The following is a 14,725-nucleotide window of genomic DNA, read 5'->3' on the forward strand; positions in this document are numbered from 1 at the left end:
GCCGCCGAGTACCAAGGATCGAGTCATGGACAACCACCGCCCCCACACCGGTAGACGCCGCAACGAACACGTCCGCCAGGCGATCCTTGACGGCGCGCTGCGTCTGCTCGCTTCCGCGCAAGGCAGCCCCGTCACCGTGGAGGCGATCGCGCGTGAGGCGGGAGTGGGAAAACAGACCATCTACCGCTGGTGGCCCTCGAAAGGTGCCGTCCTGTTGGAGGCGCTGACCGACCGCGCGGAAGAAGCGGCACCGTCACCCGACACCGGCAGCCTCCACAGCGACCTCCGCGCCGTCATCGCCGCGACATTCGTCGGCGCCCAGGACCCGTCTACCGCCCCCGCCCTGCACACTCTCGTACGCGAAGCAGCCCGCGACCCCCATCTCGCCGAGTTGATGCAGGCGTTCACCGGCACCCGTCGGGCCGTGCTGCGAGAAGTGCTCACCCGCGGCCGGGAACGCGGTGAATTGCCCGCCGGGCGCGACCTCGACCTGATGGTCGATCAGGTATACGGGGTGTTCTGGTACCGCTTCCTTCTCGGGCACGCCCCCCTGACGGAGGAGATCGCCGACCTTCTCACCGACTCGCTCATCGCGCCGGGCTGCACAGACGAGCCGGCCCCCGCTTGAGGTCCCCACCGCGGAGCGGCGGTGCCATGACCTGCCGCGGATGTTTGACCGGGAAGGGCATCAGGCCCCACTGGACAGGCATCCAGGGCCGCCCTCCGCTGCCGCTGCGCCCACCAGTGGCACGAACCTGAACTCGGGTTTCGGATGTCCGGGTGCCGGATCAGGTGATGCGGTGACCCCCGTCGACGTGCAGCACGGTCCCGGTGATGAACCCGTTGCGCATCAACGACAAGAATGCCTGGGCGATGTCGTCGGGGGTGCCGACACGCCGGACCGGGAGTCGCTCGGCCAGCTCGGCGAAGGCTGCCTGTTTGTCCATGCCGAGTTGGCTCCAGATGGGGGTGTCCACCCAGCCAGGGGAGATCACATTCACTCGCATCGGTGCCAGTTCTATCGCCAGCCCGTAGGCCAGCGATGCGAGCGCGCCGTTGGCGGCAGCCATGATCGTGTTCGACCCGTTCGGTCGGTAGGCGTTGATGCCCGAGGTGAAGGTGATCGAGCCGGTGACTTTCCCGGCCGCGTGCTTGCCGATCAGCCAGGCACCGAGCAGCTTGGTGTCCACGACGGACCGTGCGATTGCGGTGGCGACGTCGGCGGTCCGCCCGTACACGCCCGTCGCGTCCGCGGCGGTGACCGCCACGTGGTCCACTCGCTCCACGTGCGCGAACAGTTCGGCCACGTCCTCCTCCCGCGCCAGGTCGGCCTCGAACGTGCTGATCTCCCCCCGCTCGGCAGTCTCCAGTTCCGCCTGGGCCGCCGCGAGCCGGCTCGCGGATCGGCCGACGATCGTTACATCCATGCCCTCGGCGAGCAGGTTCCGGGCCAGGGCAAAGCCCATGCCGGAGCCGCCACCAATGATGATTGCGTTGGTCATGATGCGAGGCTGCACCGCCGAATCGGTACAGGGGAGGCCGCATGGTTCCTAGGTGTGACACAGCCACCCAGGCGCAGATCGATCGGTGGCAGAATCGAAGCCGTGAACTCGATGGCCACGTTTCTTCGGGTCCGGCGCGGGCAGATCGGACCGGCCGATGTCGGGCTGCCCACCGGTCCGGGCATCCGGCGCACACCCGGGCTGCGCCGCGAGGAGTTGGCTGCGCTGGCCGGCGTGAGCGTGGACTACTACATCCGGATCGAGCAGGGGCGGGAGACTGCGCCCAGCGAAGCGGTACTGGGCGCGTTGGCCCGGGCTCTGCGCTTGAGCGCTGACGAGCACGCCCACCTGCTCGGTCTTGCCGACCAGGTCGCCGGGCGGACACCGCGTCGCCAGCCGGCTGATTCCCAACAGGCCGGCCCTGGCCTGCGGCTGCTGCTGGAGTCGGTCCGGCCCAGCCCGGCGTACGTACTCGACGAGGTCAACGATGTGTTGGCAGCCAATCCCGAGGGCCTGGTATTGATGCCGGGGCTCAGTGACTGGCCAGCAGGGCAGCGCAACACGATCCGGTACACCTTCCTGCACGCGGCTGCGCGAATGCTGTTCGCCGACTGGGATCGGGTAGCCCGTAACTGCGTCGCACACCTGCACACCGCTGAACTGACCGCGCCGGAGCGTACAGCCGCGCTGGTTGCCGAACTGTCCTCGGCCAGCGGTGAGTTCGCCGCTCTGTGGCGTCGGCACGAGGTGTGGGTCAAGCGAGGGGGCGAGACTGCGTTCCGGCACCCGGCGATCGGTCCGGTCAGGCTCGCCAACGAGGTGCTCACCCGTGCTGGCGACGGTCAGCGCATGCTGATCTACCAAGCCCCGCCTGGGACGGCCGAGTATGACGCCCTGGTCCTGCTGGCAATGACCACCGAGGACGTGGGAACCGCCTGAACTCGAGAGTCGAAGTGGTGATCTGACGGTCAGCAGCCGCTGACACCGCTCCTGACCGGCCGGGCGGTCCGGTACCGCACATACGAGCGCGTGAGACGAGAGGCCCCGCTGGAGCATCTTGAGTCCTGGCGGTCGTCGCAACACCCCAGCTCAAGGGGTGCGATGGACTTCGAGGTCCGCAAGATCCGTAAGGCTCAGGGGACCAAGAAGCTGTGGCGTGAGCGGGAGGAATACTTCCGCCTTGTGCAGCTGGGGGTACTCGAACAAAGAAGTCCTTCGGGAGAGAAAACGAGATCCGTGATACCGCCGGGCAACGCGAAGTGGCCATGCTCCTCGCCCCCGTCGAGATCCAGCACGCGCACTCCGCCGCGGCGCCCGGCGACAGCGATCAGCCCCACGCCCAGCGAAAGGGCGACTGGTTCCCATGCGAGGCGCTTCGACCACGGCGGGGTGCCCTGAAGGCGCTCGGCGGCTGCCGGCGCGGGCGATACTTCGGCCATCACCACGTCCCTTTCGGGAGTCGAGGCGGGGTGGCGTGGCGGGGAGTCAGGGGGCGGTGTCCGCCGTGAGGTCTTGGTGACGTGCACAGGCGATCCTCCATATTCAGGCATGGGGATCATTTTCATTAACAGTGTAGTGCGGTGCTCTGACGGGCGGACGGAGACGGGAGGTAGCGGCCGTCATTCGACGAGCATTCGCCCCCTACCAAGACCGTGAACAACGTCCCCCGGTCCGGCCCGACGACGCCCGACCCGTTGCCCTCATCACCCGGCTGTTCCCCTTGCTTCCCCATGCGACAGACGAGGCGAACCACGACTGAGAAAGCCGAGGACTGCCTAACAGGAGGACTGCCTAACACTTGGTGGGCATGATGGGGGTTCCTTCCTCACTTGGTCAGCCGCGGCGGCTGACCTGGTGATACGCGTCCAAGGCCGAGTTGTAGCCACGTGGCTCGGTGGTGTGCCCGCAACCGGCGCAATCGCTCGGACCGCCATCAACGTCCGTACCGGTGCCGGGTCCCTGCTCGCCGCGCTCGCCGGCGTCCTGCAGGCCCGCCTGGACCAGCTGCCGATCGACCGGGGCGACCCCAGTGCCGAGGAGCACGCGCTGCTCGCCGAGAACATCGTCGCGCACCGCATCGACGGCCCGCTGTTCTTAGCCGCCGCCCACCGATTGCTACTGCAGCTGGCCGAGGTCGCCGATGCCCGCGTCGTCGAAGCTCATGGCGGCCGTCGCCGCCTTCGAGGTCGGCAATGTGGCGGCCACGCTGCTGATCTTGCGGGCGACCGAACTCCTCGCCCCGGACCACGGGGCGAAGATGGCCACAACGATCGCTCTCGGCCTCTACACGGCGTACAACGTAGCCGCCACCATCGCTTCCGTTCCCGCCGGTCGGCTGTCCGACCGCTCGGTGCGCATGGCCCGGTGCTCGCACTGGCGGGCGGCGTCGCCGCCTTCGCCGTGGCGTACGTACTGTTCGCCACGACGGGAGCGGTAATCGTCGCCCTGGCAGTTCCCTTCGTCCTGGCCGGAGTCGGGATTGGCGCGGTGGAGACCGCGCAGCATTCTGCCGTCGCCGCGCTCGCCCCCAAGGACCTGCGCGGGTCCGCATTCGGACTGCTCGCCACCGTCCAGTCGCTCGGTAACCTCGCCGCTTCCGCCGTCGCGGGAATGCTGTGGACCGCCGTCTCCCCGACTGCAGCGTTCTCCTATCTCGCCGGTTGGATGCTGATCGCACTCGTGGGCCTCACCGTCACCGCTCGCCGCAGAAGCCGCCGCTCCTGACGCCGAAGGACGCTCTCACCGCTCGTCTGGACATCTTGCTCCGCTACCGTGCGCCGAGATCGACGACCGGTGCCGCAAGGAGCAAGCGATGAACACAGGGGGAGCCCCGACGGGCGCGGGCGCGATGAAGCGTCGCCTCGGCGTGCCCGATGCGGTGATGATCGGCCTGGGTTCCATGATCGGGGCCGGGATCTTCGCTGCACTCGGCCCGGCGGCCGGTGCCGCCGGTTCCGGGCTGCTGCTCGCTCTGGCCCTGGCCGCGGTCGTCGCCTACTGCAACGCGACGTCTTCGGCGCGGCTGGCAGCCCTGTATCCCCAATCCGGTGGCACCTACGTCTACGGTCGCGAGCGCCTGGGCGAGTTCTGGGGCTACGTGGCCGGCTGGGCTTTCGTGGTCGGCAAGACCGCCTCTTGCGCGGCAATGGCGCTCACGGTCGGCTCGTACGCATGGCCAGGCCAAGCGCACGCGGTGGCGGTGGCCGCTGTGGTGGCACTGACCGCGGTCAACTACGCCGGGGTGCAGAAGTCCGCACTCCTCACCCGTGCCATCGTCGCGGTCGTCCTGGCCGTGCTCGCCGCCGTGGTGGTCACCGCCCTGACCTCCGCCGACGCGGACGCCGCGTGGCTGGAAATCGGCTCGGATGCCACCGTCGGCGGGGTGCTCCAGGCGGCGGGCCTGCTGTTCTTCGCCTTCGCCGGATACGCCCGCATTGCCACGCTCGGCGAGGAAGTCCGCGACCCCGCGCACACCATCCCCCGCGCCATCCCGATCGCGCTCGGCATCACCCTCGCCGTCTATGCCCTCGTCGCCATCGCAGTCCTGATGGTGCTGGGCCCCGAGAAGTTGGCGCAGGCCACCGTGCCGCTGTCGGACGCCGCCCGGGCCGCGGGCGCTGACCGACTGGTGCCGGTCGTCCGCGCGGGTGCCGCCGTCGCCGCGCTCGGCTCGCTGCTCGCGCTGATCCTCGGGGTCTCCCGCACCACTCTTGCCATGGCCCGGGACCGGCACCTGCCGCACACGCTGGCCGCCGTCCACCCCCGCTTCGGTGTCCCGCACCGCGCCGAACTGCTCGTCGGCGCGGTGGTCGCCGTGCTCGCCGCGACCACCGATGTCCGCGGCGCGATCGGTTTCTCCTCCTTCGGAGTCCTGGCCTACTACGCCGTCGCCAACGCCTCCGCCTGGACCCTCACCCCGGCAGAGGGCCGGCCGAACCGGCTCGTCCCCGTCCTCGGTACGGCCGGCTGCGCGGCCCTCGCCTTCGCCCTACCCTTGACCACCGTCATCTCCGGCACCGCCGTCCTCACCCTCGGGGCCGCCATCTACGGCCTGCGAAAAGGCGCGACCAGCCGCCCCAGCCGCTGACACCTCATGTCCCTCCGACTGACGTCGACCCCTGACTTCGCCGAACTCGTGACGCCTTCGTGCACGCCGGCGGTCGCCGGCAGCCGCACCGTGGCTGTGTTCGGCACCGACTCCGCCCAACCGTCCGCCAACTGCACGGTCCTGGTTGGGGGTGGGGGTGAGTCGCAAATGGCCCGGGTTAGCCTGAGGGCGTCCTCGCGGCCGAGGGCGAGGGCCAGCTCTCCGAAGATTGAGCGAGGAGATCGCGGGTGGTGGCGTTGCAGGTCGCCCCAGAACAGGTAGGCCGGCATCTGGGCGTGTTTGACCGGGGAACCGTAGTCCAGGACTGCGGATCGCATGCACCACCCCGCCAACCCGGCCTCCGGCCGCGTTCTGACCAAGACGGGGTTCACCCGCACCGGCACGACCACGACAATCTCTGATCAGCAGTCAGTTCGCGTTACTGCGCCGGGGAAGCCGTGGCGTCGGCCTTGACGTTGAAGTTGATCTCGGATCCATCGACCGAGGTCACCTTGACCGACACACCCAAAGTGCTGCCGTCGTCGGCCAACAGCTTGCAGCGGGTGGTGGTGCCGACCTTGCCGACGAGGTCCTCGGGGCACGTGACGTGGGGCTTTTGCCGGCCCGTTGCTGCGGCCAGCTTTTCGGCGACCGTGGTGGCCAGCTTGCCCGCAGACAGCTTCGGCTCGGCCTTTTCCGCGTGGGTCGAGGCCGAACAGCCGACGAGCAGCGCGCTGGCGGCCAGGACCGAAGCTGCTGCGGACAACCGAGTTATGGGCATGGCGGAATCCAGTCTGACGTGATCATGGCGAGAGGGGTGCCGGAAGCATACTGTCCGTTCCGCTCCGGGCACGAATGCGGGCTTCTCTGGAGCATGAGCGTGGGGGCGGCGGGGAGGGAACGCATCGGCGGTGAGCGTGACGGGCTTTCCGCGACGGGAGAGCGAGGATCTGTCGTGGGCCCGTCCAAGATCAGCTGGCCGGATTCTCACGCTCGACCGACGGCCGAACTCCTCGGTACGGCAACGGCTTCTATGCAGCACCCGGCGGGGACGGATGCGGAGCAGCCCCACCAGCAGCCCCACCAGCAGCCCCACTGAAGTGCGGCACGGATTCACCGCGGACGACGACGGCTGCTGAGATCCTCCTGTCGCGAGGCGAACGTCACTCGGCCGATCGGAGCGATGGACCTACCCATTGGGGTCACACGGGAGGCTCCGGCGGCCGTGCGCATGGCATCGGGTGGCCGCCCCTCGGATTCTGGCCTGGCCCAGGCGTCCGTCTCGGGCTGAGCCGACCGAGAGGAACGCAAGTAATGGCATCGGGCATCATCACCAAGGACTACGCGGTCCCGCATACCTCGACCAATCCCGCGAACTTGAACGACAGCGTCGAGCTCTTCGTACGGGAGTATGACGGCACCAAGCCGAGCCATTCGCCTGAGGCCGTCCTGATGCTGCACGGCAGGAGTACCCCGGCGCTGCCGGGGTTCGACCTCGAACACGGCCGACACGACAAGTACAGCTGGTCCAAGGATCTGGCAGATGCGGGTTATGACGTGTTCATCATGGATCTCCAGGGATCCGGCCGGTCGACGCGCCCGAAGATGGATAATCCGTGCAATGCCAACCCCGCGCAGCAGCAGGACGTCCTGGTCCCCAACCCGTTGTCGACACCGTGCTCCCCGGTCTACACGTCTCAGCTGAACAACTCGCAGAGCGACTGGGAAGAGCTGGACACCGTCATCAAATTCATCAAGCTCCAGCGCGGTGTGTCGAAGGTCCGGCTCATCGGCTGGTCTGCGGCAGCGTTCGTGATGGGACCGTACGCGTTGCAGCACCCCCAGAACGTGGAGAGCCTGCTCCTGCTTGCGCCGATCTTCCCGCCGCAGGGCAGGGCGAGCAAGCCCGGAACCGATTTCGGAGCACCGGTTGCGCTGCCGGTCTCCACCCCGGCGGCCCTGTTCGGCTTCCCGATGAACCTCGGCACCAAAGAGGCCTTCGCCAGCGCATGGGACAGGGAGCTGCACTGCGCGAACCAGCGGGAGCCCGGCATGGTCGACGTGGTGTGGGACGCCACCATGGACAACGACACCCTCGGCAGTGGCTGGGGACCCAAGGAAGACGGGGTGGCGCAGGGCGTGAACCGGATCCGGAACTCCTATTGGTGGGGCTGGAACTCCACCACGGTGCCGCTGCACGGCACGCTCGGCCGGGACGTGCCGGTGTGCGTCGTGTACGGAGAGCTCGACACCCAGGCGAACACGCCGGTGTCCTCGGGCCCCTTGCTCCACTTCTCGGTCCCCGCGCTCTACGAGGCCATCCCCGGCACGAAGAAGCTGATGTTCCGCGTCGCCTGTACCGGGCACCTCATGGTCTGGGAACGCCAGTCCAAATTCCTTCACCACATGTCCCGACAGTGGCTCAAGAACGGCAAGATCGAAGGCCTCTCCAGCGGAAGCTACTTCCGGGACGAGGACGGCGTCATTATGCCCGCAGAGTAGGAGGCTTCGCAGGCTGCCGAGATCGGCACCGTGGCCGGCTCTGAGGCGCGACCACACGATGACCTGGCTCCCGATCGCGTCGTCCGGCTGAGCGTCTTGCCTGGCGAAACTCGCCAACTCACGCGCTCAGCCACAGCCGATGCAACTGGGCGCTCCAGTTGGCCACTGAGCGCGGGAGTTGGCCAGTGGAGCAACACGTTGGCGGATGTACGACCCTGACCTCATGTCAAACGCCTGTATGGGAATCATGTGCCAGATTTCGGACGCATCTCCCGACGAAAGGCATGTCATGAAGTTCGCGGTCATCGGCAGTACCGGGCTGATCGTGTCGCAGGTCGTCAAGAATCTGAACGTCGCCGGGCACTGAAGCGTGTTGCAGAAGGCTGCGATCGGGCAGGTCAGGGCCGGATTTCGGCGATCTCCGTCAGGTGGCCAGGGCGAGGTTGTGCATGTGGGCGACGGCCTGGGCTGCGTGATGGAGGCCGTTCCCGTGTTGCCGGCAGTCGCGGAGGATCTTGTAGTGCTTCATGCGGGCGAACGTGTGCTCCACCCGAGCTCTGACGCGCCGGTGCTCGGCATTGTCGTTTTCCTCGCCGGGTAGCAGTGGCCGGCCAGGGCGTTTGCGGTGCGGGACGACGAGGCCCGAGGAGCTGGGCCGGGCGGTGCGTACCTCGTTCGTCTGCGACTACCTCGCCGACGTCGAGATGCGCCAGGAGATTTCACGAGGGTTGCAGGTGGTGGAGAACTGGAACTCTGCGAACAAGGACCTCTTCTACGGCAAGGACGGCGACCTGGCCGGTGCGGACAAGGAGTCCCAAGAGGTGTCCATGCTCGCGCTGCACCTGCTTCAGTCCGCGCCGGTGCACGTCAACACGCTGCTGGTGCAGGAGGTCCTGGCCGATCCGAAGTGGGCGAACAAGCTCACCAACGCAGACCGCCGGGCGCTCTCCCCACTGTTCTGGACCCATGTGAATCCGTATGGCCGGTTCGAGCTGGACATGAACAGCCGTCTGGATCTGGACCTGTCCATCCGGGCGGCGATGCCCGGTCCGCGCACCCCGCACGATGAGGCAGCCGCAACCCCAGCGTGACACCCGGACCACCGAGCCTGGCCGGAGCCGTGGTGAAGACGATGTTGCCCGGGACGCTTCAGCGTCCCGAGCGTCCCAGGCAACATGCTGAGTGGCAGGGCTATTGGAACAGCCGCATGCCCCAGCCGTCGCGGTGGCAGTGGCTCCTGGAGTCATTCGAGTCCACGCCAGGCGTGTGAGCGAGGGCCCGTCGTTTGGATCATCTGGTCGTGAAGAAGGCTGCTGACTGGAGAGACGATCGCGGTGTCGATCCCTGTGCCCAGGCTTTTACAGGCTTCGGGGTGCTGCGTGGGGCGAACTTCGCCTGTCCGGGGGTCGCGGGGACTCCAGCAATGGCTTATTGGATCAGGCCGGTGTGCGTATAGCACTTCAGGCAGGCGTAGAGCTGCAGATGGTTTGCATCGGAGACCTGGACCCCGGGCGGGTTCGACACGCAGGCGTCGTCGAGCACGGCGAGGGCTTGATCCTCGTACGGGACCCAACCCTTGTTGCTGGCGCCCCATTCGTCCGAGGCGATGGTCAGCAGCGGGCTCATCGCGGCGCCACAGGCGACGCAGAACCGGGCGACGGGATCGGTGAGGCCCCACGGGGGTCAGCCACCGACCTTCCAGCCGGGGGCGACGGACAGCTCGTCCATGTAGAACTCCTGCGGAGCGACCTCATAGGAATCATCCACCGCGACGCCGGCCGCCTGCTACGCGTCCCAGTCGCTCAGCTGCTGCTGCAACTCCTTGCCCAACTCCAGAAAGTTGGGGTACTCGGTGACTTGCTCTGGTGCGAGCACGCACGGCTCCGGCACGTAGCCGTACTGCACCCCGGACGGCTTGGGCGGCGCGGCGAGGACGTTGGTGACGTCGGCGGCGGTTCGCCAGAACAGCGCGATCGGCGGCTTGTACTCAGGCGGGTGCTCAAAGGGACACCACAGCACCTGGAGCAGATCGGTCCGGCCGGGCGGTCGTAGCAGGGGCGCATCGCGCGCGTACAACTGGGCCACGGGCAGAAGGGGGGAGACCGGACCCTCGTGCCACTTGTCGCAGTACAGCCCGGCTGATTGGCAGGCCACAGCAGCGGCCCGCCAACCGAACTGTCGTACGGCGACGGCGACCCGGGGCGGGGATGCAGCCGGGTCGCCGTGCGTGCCAGCGGGGCCAGTTGAGGGAAGACCGCGGCGACGTCGAGCGGCCGCGGTGGGGTGGTAAGGACAGGACCGTGCTGCACCAGTGGCCGGTAAGTGGCCGGTTCGAATCAACCGGCTCAGGTCTCGTTGCCGTGGTGGCGCAGGTGATGTGCGGCATGGTGATGACCGCGGCGCAGATGCCCAATACCGGCCAGTCCAGGTGGCCGTGGCCGCTGCGGTGCAGCAGGCCGCCTCAGCCGTCAGGTCGTCGCTCACTGGAAGAAGATCGTCTGCCTGGCCTTTCCCGGCGGGCGCTGACGCGCGAATACCGGCACGCGCCAAGGTGGCCCGGCCGGGGTCCGGGCCACCTTGGACCGATGGGATCAGGCGGGCTGCGGGGCGGGCGTCGCCGGAGCGGCCGCGACCTTGCGGGTCTCGTGCATCATCAGCAGGCCGTTGACCACCATCAGCGTCGCGGTCAGGCCGTGGACGCCGAGCGCGGTGGCCACGGAGCCGTGGTGGGCCAGCACGTTGGTCATGTCGCCGTACGCGGCGAGGGCCTCCACCAGCAGTACCCAGCTCAGCGCCCGGCGGTGGCCCGTCACCAGCAGGATGCCCAGGACCAGGGCCAAGACGACGTCGCGGATTCCCTTGATGATCAGGAAGCCGTCGCCGTCGCCGGACGGCCAGCTCGGCAGGCCGTAGCCCGGCGCCGTCGTCTCCGGGCTCAGGATGAACTCCGTCCCGAACCAGAGGATGAAGAGGATGAAGGCGGCGGCCAGGACGGTGTTGATCTTCTTCAGCGACATTGTTCTTCTCCTTGCGAGTCTTCGTGAGCTTGGTGAGCTTGGTGAGCCGTATGGGGCCTGGTCAGGCGGCGTGGACGCGGCTGATGTGGCGGGCGTGGTGAGGGCGGCCGATGACGTGCCAGATGCCGCGTACCGGCGTGAGGAGGGCGGACAGGAGCGTGGCGCGCTCGGCCGGGTTCGCGTCCTCCAGGACGAGGCCGAAGAGGGGGAGCTTGGGCGTGTTGGCCACCAGGTGGTCGCCCAGGGAGGCCCATTCGTTTTCGGTGATGTGCTCGGCCGCGAGCGGAAGGAGGGTGGCCTCCTAGTCGTCGAGGTGTTCGAGCAGGACTGCCCGGTGATCGGTGAGGGTCGCCACGAGGGTGTCGCGCTCGTCGGCTCCGGCGGTGGCCGCCCACGCCGGGACCGCGGCGTCCAGCCTGGTCAGCGTGGCCTCAACGCGCTCGTGCTGGGCCTGCATGCGCAGGACGATGTCCGCCTCCAGATCGACCCGGGACAGGAGCGGCGGCCACAGCAGTTCGGGCCGGCCGCGCACCCGCCCGGACCATGTGCTGGGCGACAAGGGCTACAGCACCCGTGCTATCCGTTTGCACCTGTGTGCCCGCGGGATCGGGCACACCATTCCCGAGCGGGCCGATCAGGTGGCCAACCGGGCCCGGCGGGGCCGAGCGGGCGGGTGCCGACCGGCTTTTGACCGCGAGCGCTACAAGCAGCGCAACGTGGTCGAGCGGTGCTTCAACCGCCTCAAGCAGTGGCGCGGGATCGCGACCAGGTATGACAAGACCGCCCAGTTCTACCAGGCGGCCGTGACCCTGGCCGCGCTGAAGATCTGGATCCGCACAGATTGAAGACAGGCCCTGGAAGCCATGATCCACCGGGCCGCCATCGGCCACTGTGACAGATCTGTCCGACCTCTTGGCATGCGGGATCGCCGTAGTGGGTGATTCCGCCGTGCTGGATGAGGGTGAGGGCGGCGTCGAACTCCTGCTCGCTGACCATGAACGCGTAGTGGTGTGGCTCAAAGTCGTCCAGCTGGTCGTAGTCCAGGCTGACCTGGTTGGCCAGCGTGACCGGCGTGAAGTGCGCCACCGTCGGATCGACACTCAGGCCGGAGATTTCGGCCAGGAACTGCGCCGAGGCTTGCGGGTCACGGGCGGGGACGATGGCGTGATTCAGTTCCACGGGCATAGTGACTCCTTTTCAGGTACGGGGCTACGCGTGGTGGGGTGCTCGGCGGCCTTGGCGACCCGGCATGGTGCATGGATGCGTGACTGCCCGGGGTAGGGCAGGGCTTCTCCGGCTGCCCTACCCCGGCTACAGCTGCCGTGTCATACGTCGATCTGCTCGAAGATGTGCGGGTACGACACGATGTCGTCGGGGAACTCGGCCGCCATGCGCTGGAACTCCGGGCTGGCGAACGCCGTGGCGAGCGCCTCGGTCGACTCCCAGACCGCGACGTTCATCAGAAGTCGACTGCCCGCCGTTCCCTTGTGCATCTGCAGGGAGACGAATCCCGGCTGAGCCTTCATGAACTCCGCCTGCCTCCGAAAGAGGGCCAGGAACGATTCAGTCCTCTCCTTCGGGACGACGAAGGTGTTGGCCAGGACGATGGGCCCGGTCTTCTCCTTGAACTGCGCGAACATCGGCGTGTGCGGGTCGAGACTCTGCAGCTTGGCCATTTTCGGTACTTCCTCTCGCTATTGGTGTCCGGGTCCTGGATGTAGATGGAGGTGGCGGTGCCGCACTTCGGGCGCACGGCCGAGCGGTTGCGGCCGACGACCGGGCGGGTGCGCCCGTGGGCTCAGGTGAGGGCGGCGACCAGCAGGGCGAAGGCGGCGATGATGACGGCGACGCGGACGTAGTGGTAGCGGTCCCAGCGGTTCATCTGCTGCTTCCAGTCGGCGGGCCGGTTGTCAGGGGTCCACGTCTTGCCCCGGTTGTTGATCGGGACGAGCAGCAGGATCGACATGATCACGCTGAGGATCAGCAGCGCGCCGGCGGTGACGACGAGGCCGGTGCCGTGGTGGTGCCATCTGGCGATGGCCCAGACCGCGACGAGGATGAGCGAGGTGATGTACCAGACCGGCATCACGGCGCCGAGCATCCGCCCCCCGTGGGCGCGGCCGAGTTGGCCACTGTCCTCGGGGAGTGCGTTGAGGATCGGGTTGATGACGAAGGCGACGGAGAACTCCACCCCCACCATCACGCCGACGACCACGATGGTGATGACCTCGAGTGCGTTGAGCATGACGACCTCTCTGGGATCTAGCGCCGCTAGGCAATGAGGCAACGCTAGTACTGCTGCCGCTCGATTGTCTAGCGGTGCTAGGATCGAATCATGTCGGTACAGGAACGCAAGGAGCGCGAACGGGCGGGCCGCGAGCGCCTCATCGTGGCGACGGCCCGCGAACTCGCCGAGCAGCAGGGCTGGGACGCGGTCACCACCCGCCGGCTCGCCGAGCGCATCGAATACAGCCAGCCCGTCCTCTACAGCCACTTCCGCGGCAAGCGCGAGATCATCGGCGCCGTCGCCCTCGAAGGCGCCGCCGAAATGGCCGCAGCGGTGCGGGCCGCGACCTCCAGCGCGAACAGCCCGCGCGAGCGGGTCGCCGCCCTCGCGCGCGCCTACCTCGAATTCGCCGCACGCAACCCGGCGGTCTACGACGCCTTGTTCCAGCTCGACGGCGGTCTCGCGTACGCGCAGGAGGACACCCCGGAGCCCCTGAAGGACGCCTTCGCCGCGCTGCTGGAGAGCCTGGGCGAGGTCGCCGGGGACGGCGTCGACCCGGGGCTGTTCACCGAGGTGTTCTGGGCGTCCCTGCACGGGGTGGCGACCCTGACCCGGGCGGGACGGCTGCCGCCGGAGGACACCGAGCGGAGGGTGGAGCTGCTGGTGGACCGGCTCGCCATGGTCTGACACACCATCCCGGCGGGCAGGCAGCCGGGGTCCTCGGGCCCCGCCGCTGCCTGCCTGCGGCATCGCATCCGGTCATTCGCGCCCACACGGCGCAGCCGCAGATCGCCGGGCCCCGTACCCCGGACGGGCACCCGCCCCGGAAGCTGCGATGCTCATTGATCACGACCCGATACGCACCCTAACGCCGCGTCATTCGCCGGTGCCCTCGTCGTCCTCGTCGAGGTGGACGGTCGCCGGGTCACGCAGTGGGCGCAGACCCTCGCGTGGCGGGCGGGCGGCGAAGCTGTAGCGGCCCAGGCAGTTGAGGTTGGCGTGCTTCAGCGGGGAGACCCGGGCCACGTCCTCGTCCAGGACGTCATGCCCCCGCTCCTCGGGCGGCAGGGCCCGCAGGTGGTCGACGGCGGCGTCGAGGTAGCGGGTTGTCCCGAGTACGGCGGCATTGAGGACCAGACCGAGCGCCCCGAGTTGGTCCTCCTGCCCCGTCCTGTATGCCTGATGGTCTGCGGGGGAGTGTCAGTGGAGCATCGTCATCCGAAATGTCAGTGGTGCAGCCCCAGTGGCCCGGTAGTTGGCGCTGACGGTTAGCGCGCACCTGTTGCTGACATGAGTGACGAATGGCCATGTCATTCTCACGCTGACTGCTATAGGCGGTACGGAGTTTGTGCTCTTCAGAGGTCTGAGGTCCACGTCATGGGGGCTTCGC

Annotated in this window: 14 protein-coding genes and 7 pseudogenes; 11 read left to right on the forward strand and 10 right to left on the reverse strand. The window is 68.0% G+C overall.

Annotation, left to right across the window (positions count from 1 at the left end; all coding sequences use genetic code 11):
- The first annotated feature begins 25 nt into the window (after positions 1 to 25).
- Complete coding sequence (locus ACZ4S3_RS37375) at positions 26 to 628, forward strand: TetR/AcrR family transcriptional regulator (RefSeq protein WP_467942927.1); 603 nt, start codon at positions 26 to 28, stop codon at positions 626 to 628.
- A gap of 160 nt (positions 629 to 788) precedes the next feature.
- Here ACZ4S3_RS37375 and ACZ4S3_RS37380 read toward each other — a convergent pair whose 3' ends face one another.
- Positions 789 to 1,502 carry an SDR family oxidoreductase gene (locus ACZ4S3_RS37380; protein ID WP_467942929.1) on the reverse strand — a complete coding sequence of 238 codons (714 nt, stop codon included), beginning with the start codon at positions 1,500 to 1,502 and terminating at the stop codon, positions 789 to 791.
- Between the two features lie 111 nt (positions 1,503 to 1,613).
- Between ACZ4S3_RS37380 and ACZ4S3_RS37385 the strand changes: the two genes are divergently transcribed.
- From ACZ4S3_RS37385 to ACZ4S3_RS37405, 5 genes and pseudogenes are all read left to right on the forward strand, one after another.
- A complete protein-coding gene (locus ACZ4S3_RS37385; RefSeq protein ID WP_467942989.1) occupies positions 1,614 to 2,441 on the forward strand; it encodes a helix-turn-helix domain-containing protein in 828 nt (275 codons plus the stop codon).
- A 670-nt stretch (positions 2,442 to 3,111) separates the two neighbouring features.
- A pseudogene (locus ACZ4S3_RS37390) lies at positions 3,112 to 3,261 on the forward strand (ArsR family transcriptional regulator); the annotation flags it as partial.
- 116 nt (positions 3,262 to 3,377) lie between these two features.
- Positions 3,378 to 3,656: pseudogene (locus ACZ4S3_RS37395) on the forward strand (hypothetical protein); the annotation flags it as partial.
- A 210-nt stretch (positions 3,657 to 3,866) separates the two neighbouring features.
- Positions 3,867 to 4,226: an MFS transporter gene (locus tag ACZ4S3_RS37400; RefSeq protein ID WP_467942991.1), complete on the forward strand. Its 360-nt coding sequence runs from the start codon at positions 3,867 to 3,869 to the stop codon at positions 4,224 to 4,226.
- A gap of 88 nt (positions 4,227 to 4,314) precedes the next feature.
- Positions 4,315 to 5,589 (forward strand): APC family permease, encoded by a 1,275-nt coding sequence (locus ACZ4S3_RS37405; protein ID WP_467942931.1) that lies wholly within the window; start codon positions 4,315 to 4,317, stop codon positions 5,587 to 5,589.
- Between the two features lie 439 nt (positions 5,590 to 6,028).
- Here ACZ4S3_RS37405 and ACZ4S3_RS37410 read toward each other — a convergent pair whose 3' ends face one another.
- Positions 6,029 to 6,370: a DUF4333 domain-containing protein gene (locus tag ACZ4S3_RS37410; RefSeq protein WP_467942933.1), complete on the reverse strand. Its 342-nt coding sequence runs from the start codon at positions 6,368 to 6,370 to the stop codon at positions 6,029 to 6,031.
- Between the two features lie 533 nt (positions 6,371 to 6,903).
- Between ACZ4S3_RS37410 and ACZ4S3_RS37415 the strand changes: the two genes are divergently transcribed.
- Together ACZ4S3_RS37415 and ACZ4S3_RS37420 are read left to right on the forward strand one after the other, a co-directional pair.
- Entirely contained in the window at positions 6,904 to 8,091 is a 1,188-nt protein-coding gene (locus ACZ4S3_RS37415; RefSeq protein WP_467942935.1) for an alpha/beta fold hydrolase, read from the forward strand.
- A 289-nt stretch (positions 8,092 to 8,380) separates the two neighbouring features.
- A pseudogene (locus ACZ4S3_RS37420) lies at positions 8,381 to 8,455 on the forward strand (LysR family transcriptional regulator); the annotation flags it as partial.
- A 60-nt stretch (positions 8,456 to 8,515) separates the two neighbouring features.
- On the opposite strand, the pseudogene ACZ4S3_RS37425 reads toward ACZ4S3_RS37420, so the two are convergent.
- A pseudogene (locus ACZ4S3_RS37425) lies at positions 8,516 to 8,737 on the reverse strand (transposase family protein); the annotation flags it as partial.
- Between the two features lie 16 nt (positions 8,738 to 8,753).
- Here ACZ4S3_RS37425 and ACZ4S3_RS37430 point away from each other — a divergent pair.
- Positions 8,754 to 9,182: a Tn3 family transposase gene (locus tag ACZ4S3_RS37430; protein WP_467942936.1), complete on the forward strand. Its 429-nt coding sequence runs from the start codon at positions 8,754 to 8,756 to the stop codon at positions 9,180 to 9,182.
- Positions 9,183 to 9,519: 337 nt separating this feature from the next.
- On the opposite strand, the pseudogene ACZ4S3_RS37435 reads toward ACZ4S3_RS37430, so the two are convergent.
- The 4 genes and pseudogenes from ACZ4S3_RS37435 to ACZ4S3_RS37450 all read right to left on the reverse strand — a co-directional run bounded on the left by ACZ4S3_RS37435 (position 9,520) and on the right by ACZ4S3_RS37450 (position 11,667).
- A pseudogene (locus ACZ4S3_RS37435) lies at positions 9,520 to 10,400 on the reverse strand (hypothetical protein).
- 282 nt (positions 10,401 to 10,682) lie between these two features.
- The gene (locus ACZ4S3_RS37440; protein ID WP_467942938.1) at positions 10,683 to 11,108 is read right to left on the reverse strand and encodes a DUF4267 domain-containing protein; all 426 of its coding nucleotides are present in this window, start codon (positions 11,106 to 11,108) and stop codon (positions 10,683 to 10,685) included.
- 61 nt (positions 11,109 to 11,169) lie between these two features.
- Entirely contained in the window at positions 11,170 to 11,337 is a 168-nt protein-coding gene (locus ACZ4S3_RS37445; protein ID WP_467942940.1) for a hypothetical protein, read from the reverse strand.
- Positions 11,338 to 11,409: 72 nt separating this feature from the next.
- Positions 11,410 to 11,667 carry a hemerythrin domain-containing protein gene (locus tag ACZ4S3_RS37450; RefSeq protein ID WP_467942997.1) on the reverse strand — a complete coding sequence of 86 codons (258 nt, stop codon included), beginning with the start codon at positions 11,665 to 11,667 and terminating at the stop codon, positions 11,410 to 11,412.
- Here ACZ4S3_RS37450 and ACZ4S3_RS37455 point away from each other — a divergent pair.
- Positions 11,624 to 11,953, forward strand: a pseudogene (locus ACZ4S3_RS37455) (transposase); the annotation flags it as partial. The gene ACZ4S3_RS37450 and the pseudogene ACZ4S3_RS37455 overlap by 44 nt on opposite strands.
- 480 nt (positions 11,954 to 12,433) lie before the next feature.
- On the opposite strand, the gene ACZ4S3_RS37460 reads toward ACZ4S3_RS37455, so the two are convergent.
- Entirely contained in the window at positions 12,434 to 12,784 is a 351-nt protein-coding gene (locus ACZ4S3_RS37460) for an antibiotic biosynthesis monooxygenase family protein (protein WP_467942942.1), read from the reverse strand.
- A gap of 122 nt (positions 12,785 to 12,906) precedes the next feature.
- A complete protein-coding gene (locus tag ACZ4S3_RS37465; protein ID WP_467942944.1) occupies positions 12,907 to 13,353 on the reverse strand; it encodes an anthrone oxygenase family protein in 447 nt (148 codons plus the stop codon).
- A gap of 90 nt (positions 13,354 to 13,443) precedes the next feature.
- Here ACZ4S3_RS37465 and ACZ4S3_RS37470 point away from each other — a divergent pair, with 90 nt between their 5' ends.
- A complete protein-coding gene (locus ACZ4S3_RS37470) occupies positions 13,444 to 14,022 on the forward strand; it encodes a TetR/AcrR family transcriptional regulator (protein ID WP_467942946.1) in 579 nt (192 codons plus the stop codon).
- 189 nt (positions 14,023 to 14,211) lie between these two features.
- Here the strand turns inward: ACZ4S3_RS37470 and ACZ4S3_RS37475 are convergent.
- Positions 14,212 to 14,520 (reverse strand): annotated as a pseudogene (locus ACZ4S3_RS37475) (Tn3 family transposase); the annotation flags it as partial.
- Positions 14,521 to 14,725: the final 205 nt, after the last annotated feature.

The sequence above is a fragment of the Streptomyces sp. NPDC028368 genome, from assembly GCF_055565615.1.